Below are 15,346 nucleotides of genomic sequence, written 5' to 3'. Positions count from 1 at the left end.
CCTACATTCGTCTAATGAAAACAGGGGTTTGCGCGCGATGCGCGGGCGCGTCGGGAAGGGCGGGGATCGGCGGCGCAGTAGCCTGGGACGGCCGGCGAGACGGCGGGCCGCGGCGGCGGGTTCAGGCGCCGGCCGGGGGGGGCGGCGCCATCTCGAGCAGGCGGTTGCTCATCGCGTAGAAAGTCAGCTCGGCGTTGTTCGACAGCTTCATCTTCTCGAGCAGGCGCGTGCGATAGACGCTGACCGTCTTGACCGACAGCGAGAGGGTGACGGCGATGTCGGTGAGCCGCTTGCCCGAGGCCAGCATGCAGAGCGTCTGGTATTCGCGGTCGGACAGCTTCTCGTGCGGCAGCGGCTCGTTCTCGAACGAGACGTATTCGGCCAGCGCCTCGGCCAGCGCCGGGCTCACGTACTTGCGGCCGGCCGCCACCTGCTGGATCGCCGAGATCATCTGCGCGGCATTGACCGTCTTCGACAGGTAGCCGGCCGCGCCGGCCTTCAGCGCGCGCACCGCGTACTGGTCCTCGCGGTACATCGAGAACATCAGCACCGGGGTGGACGGCAGCTTGCGCTTGAGGCGCTTGAGCACCTCCACGCCGTTGATGTCGGGCAGCGAGATGTCGAGCAGGATCACGTCGAAGCTGCCCTTGTCGGCGGCCGCGAGCGCCTCGGCGCCCGATTCGGCCTCGGCCACCTCGTCTGCCACGCGGCGGTCGAGCAGCAGTTGCCGGATTCCCTGGCGGACGATCGCGTGATCGTCCACGAGCAACAGATTCAGCGCCATCGCGTCTCCTCAGCAGCCCGAGGCATGTGCCGATGCGCGCGGCGCGGCCAGCAGCGCATCCCAGGCGAAGCGCGCGCGCAGCACGGTGCCGCCGCCCTCGCGCGGCTGGTGCGCGAGCGTGCCGCCGAACGCGGCGCAGCGCGCGCGCATGTGGCCCAGCCCGCGGCCGCCCGGGGCCTCGGCGTCGCGATCGGCGCCGGCCGCCGCGAAACCGCGGCCGTCGTCGGCGACGATCAGTTCGAGATGCGTCGCGCCGGCCTCGAGCCGCACGTCGGCGGCCTGGGCGCGTGCATGCCGGGCGATGTTGGCGAGCGCTTCCTGGGCCACGCGGAACACCGCAAGGGCGTTGTCGCCGGCCAGTTGCGCGAGCCGCGCGTCGGCCGCGCAGACCACGCTGGTGCGCAGCCGGGTGCGCGCGCCGAATGCGCCGACCCAGCCCGACAGGGTGCCGACCAGGCCGGCATCGAGCGCGGGCGCGGCCTCGTCGAGCGCGCGGCGGTACGAATCGAAGGCGGCGTCGAGCGCCTGCTGGGCCAGCGCGAGCGCGCGCCGGCAGCCTTCGGGCGCCTGCTCGGGCAGCCAGGTGTCGAGATTGGCGAAGGCGAAGCGCAGGCCGGTGAGGTCGGCGCCGAGGCCGTCGTGCAGCTCGCGGGCGAGCCGGCGGCGGGCGGTTTCGTCGGCGGCGGCGAGCTCGGCCGCGAGTTCGGCCGAAAAGGCGGCCAGCCGGGCATCCGGGGCAGGAGCAACGGGCGACGGCGAGCTGGCGGCTGCGGTGGGAATCACGGCGAGGGCATTGGCGGAGCGTGCCGGGGCGGGGCCCGGCTCGGGCAGGGCGCTCGCTGAGGCGGCTGCGATACGCGGCATGTCCATGACGTTCCTTCCGGCGAGAACAGGTTCGATCAGCGACGACCTCGGTGGAGGCCCGATCGGGTAACAAAAGTTACATTCAGTAATACTTGGTTTGACCCTTGGCAAGTATGTCAAGAAGTGTCAAGACGCCGCGAATCATAACTCAGAATAAATGGGAAAGGCGCGCCGGGCGGGGATCGTTCCGGGTAAACAGATCAAAATCCTGACGCCCGTGTCGGAAATATCCGACAGGCAAGCTCGTCAGATTCGACAGATTTTTGTTCGCTTGACCGTAGGACGAATCGCAAGGGTTTGTAACTGACCGCCGAAAATGTAACTAAACCATATGACGCGCGCATAAAAAAACCGGAGCGCGAGGCTCCGGTTCTTGCCGAGGGCGCGAGGCCGTCGGGGATCAGTCGACGAAGGCGCGCTCGATCACGTAGTGGCCCGGCGCGCTGTTCTTGCCTTCCACCAGGCCGGCCTGCTTGAGCAGCTCGGTGGTGTCCTTGAGCATGGCGGTGCTGCCGCACAGCATCACGCGGTCGTTCTCGGGCGAGAACGGCGGCACCTCGAGGTCGGTGAACAGCTTGCCGGTGGCGATCAGGTCGGTGATGCGGCCCTCGTTGTCGAAGGCTTCGCGCGTCACGGTCGGGTAATAGACCAGCTTTTCCTTGATGATGTCGCCCAGGTACTCGTGGCCCGGCAGGTCGTGCTTGATGAAGTCCATGTAGGCCAGCTCGCCCTTCAGGCGGCAGGTATGGGTCAGCACGATCTTGTCGAAGCGGTCGTAGATGTCCGGGTCGCGGATGATCGACATGAAGGGCGCCAGGCCCGTGCCGGTCGACAGCAGCCACAGCGTCTTGCCGGGCAGCAGGTTGTCGGCGACCAGGGTGCCGGTGGGCTTCTTGCCGATCAGGACCGGGTCGCCCACCTTCAGGTGCTGCAGACGCGAGGTGAGCGGGCCGTCCTGCACCTTGATGCTGAAGAACTCGAGGTGTTCCTCGTAGTTCGGGCTGACGATCGAGTAGGCGCGCGCGAGCGGCTTGCCCTCGACCTCAAGGCCGACCATGGTGAATTCACCATTGTTGAAGCGCAGGCCCTGGTCGCGGGTGCAGGTGAAGCTGAACAGCGTATCGGTCCAGTGGTGGACGGACAGGACGGTAGCGGTATCGAATTTGCTCATGGAATACGGATACGAGACGGAAACCGAGGGCACCGGCCCGATCCGCAGACCGGCCGATGGCGGGCGCGTCACTCTCTAAAAGTGCACGCCTACCCGTTAACAGACGTTTGGAGAACCCCGTATTTTACCCTGCCTGGGCGCCGCGCGCGCTTGACCCCGGTGGGCGCGCGGAAATCCGCCCCGGGAAACGGGGCGGGAGCTTTCGGATTCCTGCCCATTGCCGAGGCGCGGCGCTTCAGTCCAGGCGCAGCCGCGCGATATAGGGCAGGTGGTCGGACAGCCAGGCGGTGTCGTCGGTCGGCGCCTGCCACTCCAGCGGGGTCAGGCCGCGCACGAACATCTTGTCGAGCGCCAGCGCCGGCGAGAAGGCCGGGAAGGTGCGCCCCGATTCGCCGAGCAGGGTGGCGACCTCGGACAGGCCGATCTCGCCGAACAGCGGCACCGAATCGTTGCGCCAGTCGTTGAAGTCGCCGGCCAGCACCAGCGGGCCGTCCTGGGCATGATGCTCGATCCAGTGCGCGATCCAGGTCATCTGGCGCAGCCGCGCGGCACGCGTGAGCGCCAGGTGGGCGCAGAGCAGGGTGATCGGCGCGGCGCCGGCCAGGGTGGCGCGCGCCACCAGCAGGCCGCGCCGCTCGAAGCGATGCGCGGAGATGTCCCAGCGCCCGCCCAGGTCCAGCGGATGCGGCGAGAGGATCGCGTTGCCGTGCCGCCAGGACGGCTTGAACACATTGGGGCCGAGCGCGATCTGCCAATCCAGCGCGCGGGCGATCTCGGTGGCCTGGCAATGCCAGATGTCGTCGACCGGATCCTCCATCGGCGCGCCGAAGCCCGAGGCCAGCATCGGCCGCGGCATGCGCTTGGCCATCGCCTCCTGCAGGAAGTAGATGTCGGCGTGGGTCGATTCGACCCAGCGGCGCATCGCGTTCCAGGCGGTGAAGCCGAGCGGCGAGCGGCCCTTGTGCAGGTTCCAGCTGACCGCGGTGATCTCGTTCGGGGCCGCCTGCGGGGCGGCGAACGGCAGGGCCTGGGGCGCGTGCATGGATCAGCCCTGCACCACGTGGGCGCGGACCTGGTAGAGCAGGCGCGCCTTCTTGTCGGCCGGCGCCCAGTCGGTCCAGCTCTCGGCATGGACCGCCAGGCCCGGGTGGCTGGCCGAGATCTGGCGCGGCGCGAGCGAGCAGCCGTCGCCGTCGTCCAGGGTTTCCTGCGCGTCGATCTGCAGCGTGACCGTGTCGCCCTCGACATAGAGCGGCGCGACCGTCACGGTGCGCGAGCGCCGCGGCTTGACCGCCGCCACGATCGAGGCTTCCTTGCCGGCGCAGGCCGCGCCCAGCGTGACGGGATAGTCGTGCGTATCGGTGCGCGACTGGCCGACCGTGGTGGTCTGGTGGAAGGTGTCGACGGTCTGGCCATCGTGCAGCACGCGGATCTCCCAGTCGATCGACTGCGGCGCGGCCGGCGTGGAGGCCTGCGCCCGCGCGGCGAGCGGCGCCAGGCTCGAGGCCAGGCAGGCGGCCAGCAACGCGCCGCGCAGGGCGGCACGCACCGTCAGCGGCGTCAACGGATTCGACATGCGGGCGGGAGCGGCCGGCCGGCGGCGCGGCAACGGGATCGCGGCCGAGCCCGGAAGGCCGGCCGCGATATTGAACGCGAAGGAACGAAGCATCGAGGAGATCGGGAAGGCGGCGCTGCCGAAAGCGTGTCTGACCGGGCGCGCGCGATTCGGGTTCCGGCCGCGCGGCGGGCGCGCGGGACGCGCGAGGCGCGGGTGGGCAAGCGGATCGGGCAGCGAAAGCTCGGTCATCGGCGATTCCTGTCGGGGCAGCAGGGGCCGGCGGCGCGGCGCAAGGCGGCGGCCGGCACGCGACGGTGAATCGTCGATGATACGCGCGCTTGCCGCGCCGTGCAGCGCGCGCCGCGATCAGCAGCAGAGCACGAGGAGTGCTGGCTTGCACGCCACTTTTGTCTGTCCAACACTGGCGGCGTGGGGTCTGATGCCGCGCGGCGCTGCTAGTGTCGGCGCCGGCGCGGCGGCGAGCCCGGGGCGACCGGGCGTGGCAAGCGAGAGGTGTGTGATGACGACGGCGATGGTGAAGCAGGAACTGGCGGTGGCCTCGTTCAGCCGCGTGTACGATCTCGATCGGGTCGAGACCGCGCTGAACGATCTCAACGAAGGGGCCAGCGAGGCCCTGCGCGCGACCTACGAGAAGATGCTGAAGACGGGCAACCTGCGCTTTTGCGTGAAGCCCACGCGCATGCCGGCCTTCGACGCGCTGGCCGAGGCGCTGCCGAATTTCGCGGGGCCGCTGGAGGACCTGCGCAAGCAGATCGCGCTGTGCCTGGAGACCGAGGACCGGCTCGAGCTGATGCCGATCCTGCTGCTGGGCGCGCCCGGGATCGGCAAGACCCACTTCGCCAAGGCGCTGGCGCAGATGCTCGGCACCGCCTACCACTACGTGCCGATGAGTTCGCTGACCGCCGGCTGGGTGCTGTCGGGAGCCTCCTCGCAATGGAAGAACGCCAAGCCGGGCAAGGTGTTCGACGCGCTGGTGCACGGCAGCTACTCGAACCCGGTGATCGCCATCGACGAGATCGACAAGGCCGGCAACGATGCCCAGTACGATCCGCTCGGCGCGCTCTACGCGCTGCTCGAGCACGACACCGCGAGCGCCTTCGTCGACGAGTTCGCCGAGGTGCCGATCGATGCCGGCAACGTGATCTGGATCGCGACGGCCAACGACGCGTCCTCGATCCCCGAGCCGATCCTCAACCGCATGAACGTCTACGAGATCCCCCCGCCCGACGAGGCCGGCGCGCGGCGCATCGCGCAGACCATCTATGCCGGGATCCGCGGCGCGCATGCCTGGGGCCGGCGCTTTCCCGAGATGCTCGGCGAGTCCGCGCTGGGCGCGCTGGCGGCGGTGCCGCCGCGCACCATGCGCCGCGCGCTGCTGCATGCGTTCGGCGCGGCGCGGCTCGACGGGCGCGACGCGGTGGAGGCGCGCGACATCCGCGCCGACGAGGGCATGCCGAGGCGGCGGCCGATCGGCTTCTGAGCGCGAAGGCCGCGTGCGGCATCGACGAGGCGGCGGGAGCGACGGACGAAGGGCGAGGTTCGGCCGGCGGCTTCCGTTCTGCTTCGCCGCGCCGTTGCGCGACCTTCTGTCGCACAACGCCGGGCTCCGGGCGGGCGCCGCCGTCGCGAGCCTGTCGCCTCGGCATCGCATGGTGGCCGGCAAGGCGCGCGACTTGCCGCCCGCCCCGGCTTCAGCGATTCCTTATCTCCGGGATTCGGCAGCGCAGATCCGCGGCGGCGGCGTTATGCTTCGCCGGTGCCGCCGTCAGAGCGGCCATTCCCCATGAAGAGAAGCTGGAGCACGTCCCCATGAAAACGTCCCGTCGCAGTTTCCTGATCACCAGTGTCGGCGCGGTATCGGCGCTCGCGCTGTCCTCGCGCGAGGCCTTCGCCGCGCCGATGCTGGCCGAGACCGATCCCACCGCGGCCGCGCTCGGCTACAAGGCCGACGCCACCAAGGTCGACAAGAGCAAGTTCCCGAAATACGCGGCCGGGCAGGATTGCGCGGCCTGCTCGATGTACCAGGGCAAGAAGGGGTCGACTTCCGCCGCCTGCGTCGCCTTCCCCGGCAAGGACGTGGCCGCCAAGGGCTGGTGCAGCGCCTTCAGCAAGATGGCCTGAGCGCCGGGCGCCGCGCGCGCCCCTGGCCTCGAACCAGAAACCCGGCAGGCAGCCCGCCCGCCGGGTTTTTTTGTGCCGCTTGTAATCGGCTTCGTCGCTCCCCTACACTCGCTGCACCACAACCGCGCCACGCCCATGCGGCGCATGGCGCATACCCCCGGCGGGAGAGGGAGACGCATGAGTTCGGCAAGCGAAAGGCAGCAGGCGACCCAACCGGCCGTGAATGGCCCCGGCCCCGGACGCAGCGCGGTGATCGCCGCCGTGATCGGCAATGCGCTCGAGTGGTACGACTTCACGGTGTTCAGCTTCATGGTGGTGGTGATCGCCGAGCTGTTCTTCCCGAGTTCCAGCGAATACGCCTCGCTGCTGCTGACCACCGCCACCTTCGGGGTGGCCTTCTTCATGCGGCCGATCGGCGGCATCGTGCTCGGCCTCTATGCCGATCGCGCGGGGCGCAAGGCCGCGCTGTCGCTGGTGATCCTGCTGATGACGGCCGGCATCTTCCTGATCGCGGCCGCGCCCACCTACGCGGCGATCGGCATCGGCGCGCCGCTCTTGATCGTGTTCGGCCGGCTGCTGCAGGGCTTCTCGGCCGGCGGCGAATTCGGCAGCGCCACCGCGATGCTGATCGAGGCGGCGCCGCGCGGCCGGCGCGGCTTCTACGGCAGCTGGCAGATGTCGAGCCAGTCGGCCGCGCTGCTGGTGGGCGCGCTGGTCGGCACCCTGGTCACGCACGGCCTGTCGAGCGAGGCGCTGCATGCCTGGGGCTGGCGCGTGCCGTTCCTGCTGGGCTTGCTGATCGGCCCGATCGGCTATTACCTGCGCCGCCACCTGGCCGACTCGGAGGTGTTCCTGGCCAGCAAGGCCAGCGCGCGCCGCGTCACGCTCGGCGAGGTGTTCGCGCAGCACGGCCGCGAGGTGCTCTGCGGGCTGGGCTCGGTGATCGCGCTGACCGTCACGATCTACGTGCTGATCAGCTACCTGCCGACCTTCGCGGTCAAGCAGCTCAAGCTGCCCTATGCCGAATCGTTCTACGCGGTGATCGTCGGCGGCCTGCTGCTGACGGTGCTCACGCCGCTGGCCGGCGCCTGGTCTGACCGGATCGGGCGCAAGACGCTTTCGCTGTGGTCGCTGGTCGCCACCCTGGTGCTGATCTACCCGCTGTTCATCTGGCTCGACGCGGCGCCCAGCGTGGGCCGGCTGGTGCTGGTGCAGGGGCTGCTGGCGATCACCCTGTCGGGCTACTACGGGCCGTTCGGCGCGATGATCGCCGAGCTGTTCCCGGCCCAGGTCCGCTCCACCGGGCTGTCGCTTGCTTACAACGTCGCGGTGATGCTGTTCGGCGGATTCGGGCAGTTCATCGTCACCTGGCTGATCAAGGCGACAGGTACGCCGCTTGCGCCGACCTATTACGTGATGGCCGGGCTCGCGCTGTCGGTGATCGCGGTGGCCTGCATGCCGCGCCGCGCGCCGGGCTCGGGGGACTGAGGCGCGGGCCGCGCGACGGCCGGCGCGGCCGTGGCCGGGCGCCGGCGGATTCACGCCCGAGCCCGCGCCAGGCCCGCGCCGGGCTGGCCCGGCCGGCGATCGGGCGGGCTCGGGGCGCGTGTCGCCGCCTGCTGCCGTGCCGGTTCGATCCGCGTCGCGGGCGCGGCGTATCCGTCACCGCTTGTTTAGCGATCCGACGAAACAGCGCCGAACAGCGCCGCTTCCGGTGCTTCATCGCGCCGCGCCCGCCGCGGCGGGCCGCCAAGCACGCCGGAAATCACCGCGCAAGCCTGGGCCGGCGCTTGATCCGGCCGGCTTGTTCCGGGCGTGAAAGCTCAAGTAAGATCGGCCGCACGCCGGCGCCAGCCGGCACGAGACCTGGAGATATCACAATGAAATCAGATCGTCTGTTGCGCGCCGCGATGGCGGGCGTCGCAGCGGCAGCGCTGGGCATCACGAGTGCCGCGCACGCGCAGATCCCGAACAAGACGCTTGTCTACTGCTCGGAAGGCAGCCCGGCCGGCTTCGATTCGGCCCAGTACACCACGGGTGTCGATTTCTCGGCAGCGACCTTCACCATCTACAACCGCCTGGTCGAGTTCGTGCGCGGCGGCACCAAGGTCGAACCGGGCCTCGCGGAATCGTGGGACGTCTCGCCGGACGGCAAGACCTACACCTTCCACCTGCGTCATGGCGTGAAGTTCCAGACCACCGACTACTTCAAGCCGACGCGCGAATTCAACGCCGACGACGTGGTGTTCACCTTCGAGCGCATGCTCGACACCAACCAGCCGTTCCGCAAGGCCTACCCGGTGAGCTTCCCGTACTTCACCGACATGGGCCTGGACAAGCTGATCACCAAGATCGAGAAGGTCGACCCGTACACGGTGCGCTTCACGCTGTCCGAGCCGAACGCGCCGTTCATCCAGAACATGGCGATGGAATTCGCCTCGATCCTGTCGGCCGAGTATGCGGACCAACTGCTCAAGGCCGGCAAGGCGCCCGACATCAACCAGAAGCCGATCGGCACCGGCCCCTTCGTGTTCCGCAGCTATACCAAGGACGCCACGATCCGCTTCGATGGCAACCCGGATTACTGGAAGAAGGGTGACGTGAAGATCTCGAAGCTGATCTTCTCGATCACGCCGGACGCCGGCGTGCGCGTGCAGAAGATCAAGCGCAACGAGTGCCAGGTGATGAGCTATCCGCGCCCGGCCGACATCGCCACGCTCAAGGCCGACGCGAACCTCGACATGCCCTCGCAGCCGGGCTTCAACCTCGGCTACCTGGCCTACAACGTGCAGCACAAGCCGCTCGACAACCTGGCGGTGCGCCAGGCGCTCGACATGGCGATCAACAAGAAGGCGATCATCGAGTCGGTCTACCAGGGGGCCGGCCAGGCCGCCGACGCGCCGATGCCGCCGACCCAGTGGTCGTTCGACAAGAACCTGAAGATGCCGCCCCACGACACCGCCAAGGCCAAGGCGCTGCTGGCCAAGGCCGGTTTCCCGAACGGCTTCGAGATCACGCTGTGGGCGATGCCGGTGCAGCGTCCCTACAATCCGAACGCGAAGCTGATGGCCGAGATGATCCAGGCCGACTGGGCCAAGATCGGCGTGAAGGCGAACATCGTCAGCTACGAATGGGGCGAGTACATCAAGCGCGCCCACTCGGGCGAGCAGGACGCCATGCTGATCGGCTGGACCGGCGACAACGGCGATCCGGACAACTGGCTCGGCACCCTGCTCGGCTGCACCGCGATGAACGGCAACAACTTCTCGCGCTGGTGCGACAAGTCCTTCGAGGCGCTGATCCAGAAGGGCCGCGTGACCAGCGGCCAGGAGGCGCGCACCAAGATCTACATGCAGGCGCAGCAGATCTTCGCGCAGCAGGTGCCGTATTCGCCGATCGCGAACTCGACGGTCTACCAACCGACCACCAAGAACGTGGTCGACCAGCGCATCGATCCGCTCGGCTACATCCGCTTCGACGGCGTCGGCGTGAAGTAAGCAGCGCCCGGCATCGCGACGTTGGACCGACTGCACGATAATTGACCCGGCGACGGGGGGCCTGCCCCCCGTCGCCGGTCGCATTTCATCCCCACGATTTTCCGAGACCCGCCATGTTGCGATTTGTGTTGCGCCGCATCGGCATGGTGATCCCGACCTTCATCGGCATCACCATCCTTGCGTTCGCGCTGATCCACCTGATACCGGGCGATCCCATCGAAGTGATGATGGGCGAGCGCGGTGTCGACCCGGCGATGCACGCCGAGGCGATGCACCGGCTCGGCCTCGACCAGCCCCTGCCGGCCCAGTATCTCCACTATCTCGGCCGGGCGCTGCATGGCGACCTGGGCCTGTCGATCATCACCAATACCAGCGTGATGGGCGAGTTCATGGCGCGCTTTCCCGCCACCGTCGAGCTGTCGATCTGCGCGCTGCTGTTCGCGCTGCTGGTGGGCCTGCCCGCCGGCGTGTTCGCCGCGCTGCGGCGCGGCACGGTGGTCGACCACGGCGTGATGGGCACCGCCCTGACCGGCTATTCGATGCCGATCTTCTGGTGGGGCCTGATCCTCATCATGGTGTTCTCCTCGACCCTGGGCTGGACCCCGGTGTCGGGCCGCATCGCGGTCGAATACGACATCCCGCACGTGACCGGATTCATGCTGATCGACGCGCTGCTCGCGCCCGACGAGGGCTCGTTCCGCTCGGCGGTGAGCCACCTGATCCTGCCCTCGATCGTGCTGGGCACCATCCCGCTGGCGGTGATCGCGCGCATGACGCGCTCCTCGATGCTCGAGGTGCTGCGCGAGGACTACATCCGCACCGCGCGCGCCAAGGGCCTGTCGCCGGCGCGCGTGGTGGTGGTGCATGCGCTGCGCAACGCGCTGATCCCGGTGGTCACCGTGATCGGGCTGCAGATCGGCACCCTGCTGGCCGGCGCGGTGCTCACCGAGACGCTGTTCTCGTGGCCGGGCGTGGGTAAGTGGCTGATCGACGCGATCAGCCGCCGCGACTACCCGGTGGTGCAGGGCGGCATCCTGCTGATCGCCACCCTGGTGATCATCGTCAATCTCGTCGTCGATCTGCTCTACGGCGTGCTCAACCCCCGCATCCGCCATACGAGGTGATTCGATGAGCGAACTCCCCGACGCGCTGCCGTCGGTCGCCGCCGGCGGCCGCCTGCTCGCGCTGCAAGAATTCTGGCATCACTTCGCCCGCAACCGCGGCGCGGTGGGCGCCGGCCTGATCGTGCTGCTGCTGGTGCTGGTGGCGATCTTCGCGCCGCTGATCGCGCCGCACAGCCCGATCGAGCAATACCGCGACTTCGTCAAGATCCCGCCCGCCTGGCTCGACGACGGCAACTGGCGCTTCGTGCTCGGCACCGACGAGGCCGGCCGCGACATCCTCTCGCGCCTGATGTACGGCGCGCGCCTGTCGTTCTGGATCGGCCTGGTGTCGGTGGTGCTGGCGCTGATTCCCGGCGTGGTGCTGGGCCTGGTGGCGGCGTTCTTCCAGCGCTGGGCCGACACGCCCGTGATGCGCGTGATGGACGTGCTGCTGGCGCTGCCCTCGCTGCTGCTGGCGGTGGCGGTGGTGGCCATCATCGGCCCGGGCCTGACCAACACCATGTTCGCGATCGCGATCGTGGCGCTGCCCGGCTATGTGCGCCTCACGCGCGCCTCGGCGCTCGGCGAGCTGCAGAAGGAATACGTCACGGCCTCGCGCGTGGCCGGCGCCGGCACGCTGCGCCTGATGTTCTCGCAGGTGCTGCCCAACTGCACCGCGCCGCTGATCGTGCAGGCCACCCTGGGCTTCTCCTCGGCGATCCTCGACGCGGCCGCGCTCGGCTTCCTGGGCCTCGGCGTGCAGCCGCCCGCGGCCGAGTGGGGCGCGATGCTGGCCTCGGCGCGCGACTACATCGACAACGCCTGGTGGATCGTCACCATGCCGGGCCTGGCGATCCTGATCTCGGTGCTGGCCATCAACCTGCTCGGCGATGGCCTGCGCGACGCGCTCGACCCGAAACTGAAACGGATGGCCTGAACATGAACGATCTATTGACCATCCGCAATCTGGCCGTCAACTTCAACGGCCTGCCCGCGGTGGACCGCATCAACCTGTCGGTCGCGCCCGGCGAGGTGGTGGGCGTGGTGGGCGAATCGGGCTCGGGCAAGAGCGTGACCATGATGGCCCTGATGGGCCTGGTCGACGCGCCCGGCATCGTCACCGCCGACGAGGTCAGCTTCGACGGCATCGACCTGCTCAAGGCCAGCCCGCGCCAGCGCCGGCGCATCGTCGGCAAGGACATCGCGATGGTGTTCCAGGACGCGCTGTCGAGCCTGAACCCGAGCTACACGGTCGGCTACCAGATCCGCGAGGTGCTGAAGCTGCACGAGGGGCTGCGCGGCGATGCGCTGAAGAAGCGCGCGCTCGAACTGCTCGACCAGGTCGGCATCCCCGATGCGAAGAACCGCATCGACACCTTCCCGCACCAGATGTCGGGCGGCATGAACCAGCGCGTGATGATCGCCATGGCGGTGGCCTGCAATCCCAAGCTGCTGATCGCCGACGAGCCGACCACCGCGCTCGACGTGACCATCCAGGCCCAGATCATGGACCTGCTGGTGTCGCTGCAGAAGGAGCGCGGCATGGCCCTGGTGCTGATCTCGCACGACCTGGCGGTGGTCTCCGAGGTGGCGCAGCGGGTGGCCGTGATGTACGCCGGCGAGATCATCGAGACCAACCGCGTGCCCGACATCTTCGCCGCGCCGCATCACCCGTATACTGAGGCGCTGCTCGCGGCGATCCCCGAGCACAACGTCGGCGCCGAACGGCTGGCCGCGCTGCCCGGGATGGTGCCGGGGCGCGACGACCGCCCCTCGGGCTGCCTGTTTGCGCCGCGCTGCAAGTACGTGGTCGAGGCCTGCCACGCGGCGCGCCCGGCGCTGGCCGAGCTGGTGCCCGGCGACGCCGCGATGCGCGCGCGCTGTATCAAGCCCTTGAATCTCCAAGCGATCGATCCGTCGGGAGGCGCACGATGAATGCAGTCCACGCTGAACCGCGCGCCGTCGGCCGCGATGACGCGGTGCTCGTCGCCGACGGGCTCGCGAAACACTATTCGGTGCGCCGCGGCATGTTCGGCCAGGCTACCGTCAAGGCCCTCAACGGCGTGTCCTTCACGCTCGCGCGCGGCCGCACGCTGGCGGTGGTGGGCGAGTCGGGCTGCGGCAAGTCCACCCTGGCGCGCCAGCTCACCATGATCGAGACGCCCACCGCCGGCCATCTGCGCATCGACGGCGAGGACGTGGCGGGCGCCAGCGGCGAGACCATCGCCGCGCTGCGCCGGCGCGTGCAGATGGTGTTCCAGAACCCGTTCGCCTCGCTCAACCCGCGCAAGACCGTCGAGCAGACGCTGGGCGAGCCGCTCGCGATCAACACGAAACTGGGGGCGGGCGAGCGCGCCGGGCGCATCGCGCAGATCATGCGCACCGTCGGCCTGCGGCCCGAGCACGCCAAGCGCTATCCGCACATGTTCTCGGGCGGCCAGCGCCAGCGCGTGGCGATCGCGCGGGCGATGATCCTCGATCCGCAGATCGTGGTGGCCGACGAACCCGTCTCGGCGCTGGACGTCTCGATCCAGGCGCAGATCCTGAACCTGTTCATGGACCTGCAGCAGCAGTTCGGCACCAGCTACGTGTTCATCTCGCACAACCTGTCGGTGGTCGAGCACGTGGCCGACGACGTGATGGTGATGTACTTCGGCGCGGTGGCCGAGCTCGGCGACAAGGCCACTCTCTACGCGCGGCCGCGCCATCCCTACACGCGCGCGCTGATGTCGGCCACGCCGGCGATCTTCGAATCGGACCGGCGCATCCAGATCAAGCTGGAAGGCGAGCTGCCCTCGCCGCTCAAGCCGCCCTCGGGCTGCGCGTTCCACCAGCGCTGCCCGTACGCGATCGAGCGGTGCCGCGCCGAGGTGCCCGCGCTGCGGGAGGTCGATGGGCGGCAGGTGGCCTGCCATCGTGCCGAGGAGGTCGGTGACGGGAATGCCTGAAGCCAGGGCGGCGGGGGCGCGTGGCGCGGGACAGGCCGCGCGCCGTTCGCAGGCGGGTGGCGCGCGCGGCGCGCGGATGCGGCGGCGTGCCTCGCATCGGCGCGCACGGGCGGTGGCCGGCGCGATGCTGGCCGGCGCCTGCCTGCTGGCCGGGCTGGCCTGGCCGGCCGGCGAGGCGCTGGCGCAGGGCGGCGCCGTGCACGCGCCGCTCAACGGCGCGCGCATGCCGCCCAGCCTGTCGCTGCCCGGTTTCCATTCGCCGCCGCCCGATCCGACCGTCTCCAGCGGCGCGGTGCGCGCCCAGCCGGCGCGCATGCCCTTCTACGTGGCCAGCAAGGGCAAGACCACCATTTACCTGCTCGGCACCCTGCATGTCGGCGATCCGGCCGACTATCCGCCCGCCCAGCCGTTCCGCCGGCCCATCCTGGCTGCGCTGGCCGCCTCGCCGGTGCTCGCGCTGGAGCTGTCGCCCGACGACCTGCTCGAGTCCGCCGACGATGTCTCGAAATACGGCAGTTGCCGTTACCCCTGCCTGCCGAAGCTGTTGCCCGAGCCGCTGTGGCAGCGCCTCGCCGGCCGGCTGCGCGGCAATCCTGCGGCGCTCGACGGGATCCGCCGGATGCGGCCCTGGCTGGCCGCGCTGGTGGTGGAGACCTACGACTCGCTGTCGGCCGGGCTGCAGACCGAATACGGCACCGAGGCGCAGCTGCAGAACGTGTTCCTGAAGAAGAAGGGCGCGCGCGTGGTCGGGCTGGAGACGCTGGCCGAGCAGATGCGCGCCTTCACCGGGCTGACGCTGGCCGAGCAACGGGAGATGCTGGCCCAGGACATCACCCAGACGCCGGCGCAGAACGCCGCCGACATCAAGGCCCTGCACCGGCTGTGGCGCATCGGCGACGCCGACGCGGTATCGGCCTGGGCCAACGCCAAGACCGAGCGGCTCGCGCATTCGCGGCCGCTGGCCGCGGCGATCGACAACAAGATCGTCTACGAGCGCAACCGCCGCTTCACCGCGCGCGCGATCGCGCTGGCGGGCCCGAACCGGCCGCTGTTCGTGGCGATCGGCGCGTTACATCTGGGCGGCCCCAAAGGTGTGATCGAATTGTTAAAGCGGCAAGGATTTCGCGTGGACGCCGGTTGATGATGGGGAAAACCCACACTTTTACCGATTTTCGCGGTTTAACGATTGACATGAAACATTGTCAAAACTATTCTCCAATCCACAACGGGATTGACACCGGAAAGTACAAAACACTACGGGGTAGTAGCACTATAAGAA

14 protein-coding genes are annotated in these 15,346 nt (G+C 69.1%); 9 read left to right on the top strand and 5 right to left on the bottom strand.

All coding sequences use genetic code 11. From position 1 onward, the window contains the following. Positions 1-121: 121 nt before the first annotated feature. The 5 genes from rqpR to FB600_RS05405 form a co-directional block, all read right to left on the bottom strand. Complete coding sequence (gene rqpR, locus FB600_RS05425) at positions 122-784, bottom strand: response regulator transcription factor RqpR (protein WP_013699677.1); 663 nt, start codon at positions 782-784, stop codon at positions 122-124. Positions 785-793: 9 nt separating this feature from the next. Beyond that, on the bottom strand, positions 794-1,654 hold the full coding sequence (locus FB600_RS05420; RefSeq protein ID WP_098153520.1) for a sensor histidine kinase: 861 nt from the start codon (positions 1,652-1,654) through the stop codon (positions 794-796). Positions 1,655-2,048: 394 nt separating this feature from the next. Further along, positions 2,049-2,819, bottom strand: coding sequence for a ferredoxin--NADP reductase (locus FB600_RS05415; RefSeq protein WP_013699675.1), 771 nt, complete (start codon positions 2,817-2,819; stop codon positions 2,049-2,051). 235 nt (positions 2,820-3,054) lie between these two features. After that, a complete protein-coding gene (locus FB600_RS05410; RefSeq protein ID WP_013699674.1) occupies positions 3,055-3,861 on the bottom strand; it encodes an endonuclease/exonuclease/phosphatase family protein in 807 nt (268 codons plus the stop codon). 3 nt (positions 3,862-3,864) lie between these two features. Continuing rightward, the gene (locus FB600_RS05405) at positions 3,865-4,395 is read right to left on the bottom strand and encodes a hypothetical protein (RefSeq protein WP_096750699.1); all 531 of its coding nucleotides are present in this window, start codon (positions 4,393-4,395) and stop codon (positions 3,865-3,867) included. A gap of 502 nt (positions 4,396-4,897) precedes the next feature. Here FB600_RS05405 and FB600_RS05400 point away from each other — a divergent pair. From FB600_RS05400 to FB600_RS05360, 9 genes are all read left to right on the top strand, one after another. After that, positions 4,898-5,878 carry an AAA family ATPase gene (locus FB600_RS05400; RefSeq protein ID WP_096750052.1) on the top strand — a complete coding sequence of 327 codons (981 nt, stop codon included), beginning with the start codon at positions 4,898-4,900 and terminating at the stop codon, positions 5,876-5,878. A gap of 329 nt (positions 5,879-6,207) precedes the next feature. Further along, on the top strand, positions 6,208-6,519 hold the full coding sequence (locus FB600_RS05395; RefSeq protein WP_013699671.1) for a high-potential iron-sulfur protein: 312 nt from the start codon (positions 6,208-6,210) through the stop codon (positions 6,517-6,519). 135 nt (positions 6,520-6,654) lie between these two features. Beyond that, the gene (locus tag FB600_RS05390) at positions 6,655-8,007 is read left to right on the top strand and encodes an MFS transporter (RefSeq protein ID WP_373421848.1); all 1,353 of its coding nucleotides are present in this window, start codon (positions 6,655-6,657) and stop codon (positions 8,005-8,007) included. 392 nt (positions 8,008-8,399) lie between these two features. Continuing rightward, positions 8,400-10,016 (top strand): ABC transporter substrate-binding protein, encoded by a 1,617-nt coding sequence (locus tag FB600_RS05385; RefSeq protein ID WP_145756343.1) that lies wholly within the window; start codon positions 8,400-8,402, stop codon positions 10,014-10,016. Between the two features lie 113 nt (positions 10,017-10,129). Beyond that, entirely contained in the window at positions 10,130-11,140 is a 1,011-nt protein-coding gene (locus FB600_RS05380) for an ABC transporter permease subunit (RefSeq protein ID WP_013699668.1), read from the top strand. Between the two features lie 4 nt (positions 11,141-11,144). Further along, entirely contained in the window at positions 11,145-12,056 is a 912-nt protein-coding gene (locus FB600_RS05375) for an ABC transporter permease subunit (RefSeq protein WP_145756342.1), read from the top strand. A 2-nt stretch (positions 12,057-12,058) separates the two neighbouring features. Then, complete coding sequence (locus tag FB600_RS05370; protein ID WP_145756341.1) at positions 12,059-13,054, top strand: ABC transporter ATP-binding protein; 996 nt, start codon at positions 12,059-12,061, stop codon at positions 13,052-13,054. Beyond that, the gene (locus FB600_RS05365) at positions 13,051-14,067 is read left to right on the top strand and encodes a peptide ABC transporter ATP-binding protein (protein WP_046581917.1); all 1,017 of its coding nucleotides are present in this window, start codon (positions 13,051-13,053) and stop codon (positions 14,065-14,067) included. The genes FB600_RS05370 and FB600_RS05365 overlap by 4 nt, the downstream gene beginning before the upstream one ends. After that, positions 14,060-15,208: a TraB/GumN family protein gene (locus tag FB600_RS05360; protein WP_181164069.1), complete on the top strand. Its 1,149-nt coding sequence runs from the start codon at positions 14,060-14,062 to the stop codon at positions 15,206-15,208. Before FB600_RS05365 ends, FB600_RS05360 begins: the two co-directional genes overlap by 8 nt. Positions 15,209-15,346 lie beyond the last annotated feature (138 nt).

It is taken from the genome of Burkholderia sp. SJZ089 (assembly GCF_007828315.1).
In the GTDB taxonomy this organism is placed as follows: Bacteria; Pseudomonadota; Gammaproteobacteria; order Burkholderiales; family Burkholderiaceae; genus Burkholderia; species Burkholderia gladioli.
This window is presented reverse-complemented; position numbering and strand designations above follow the sequence as displayed.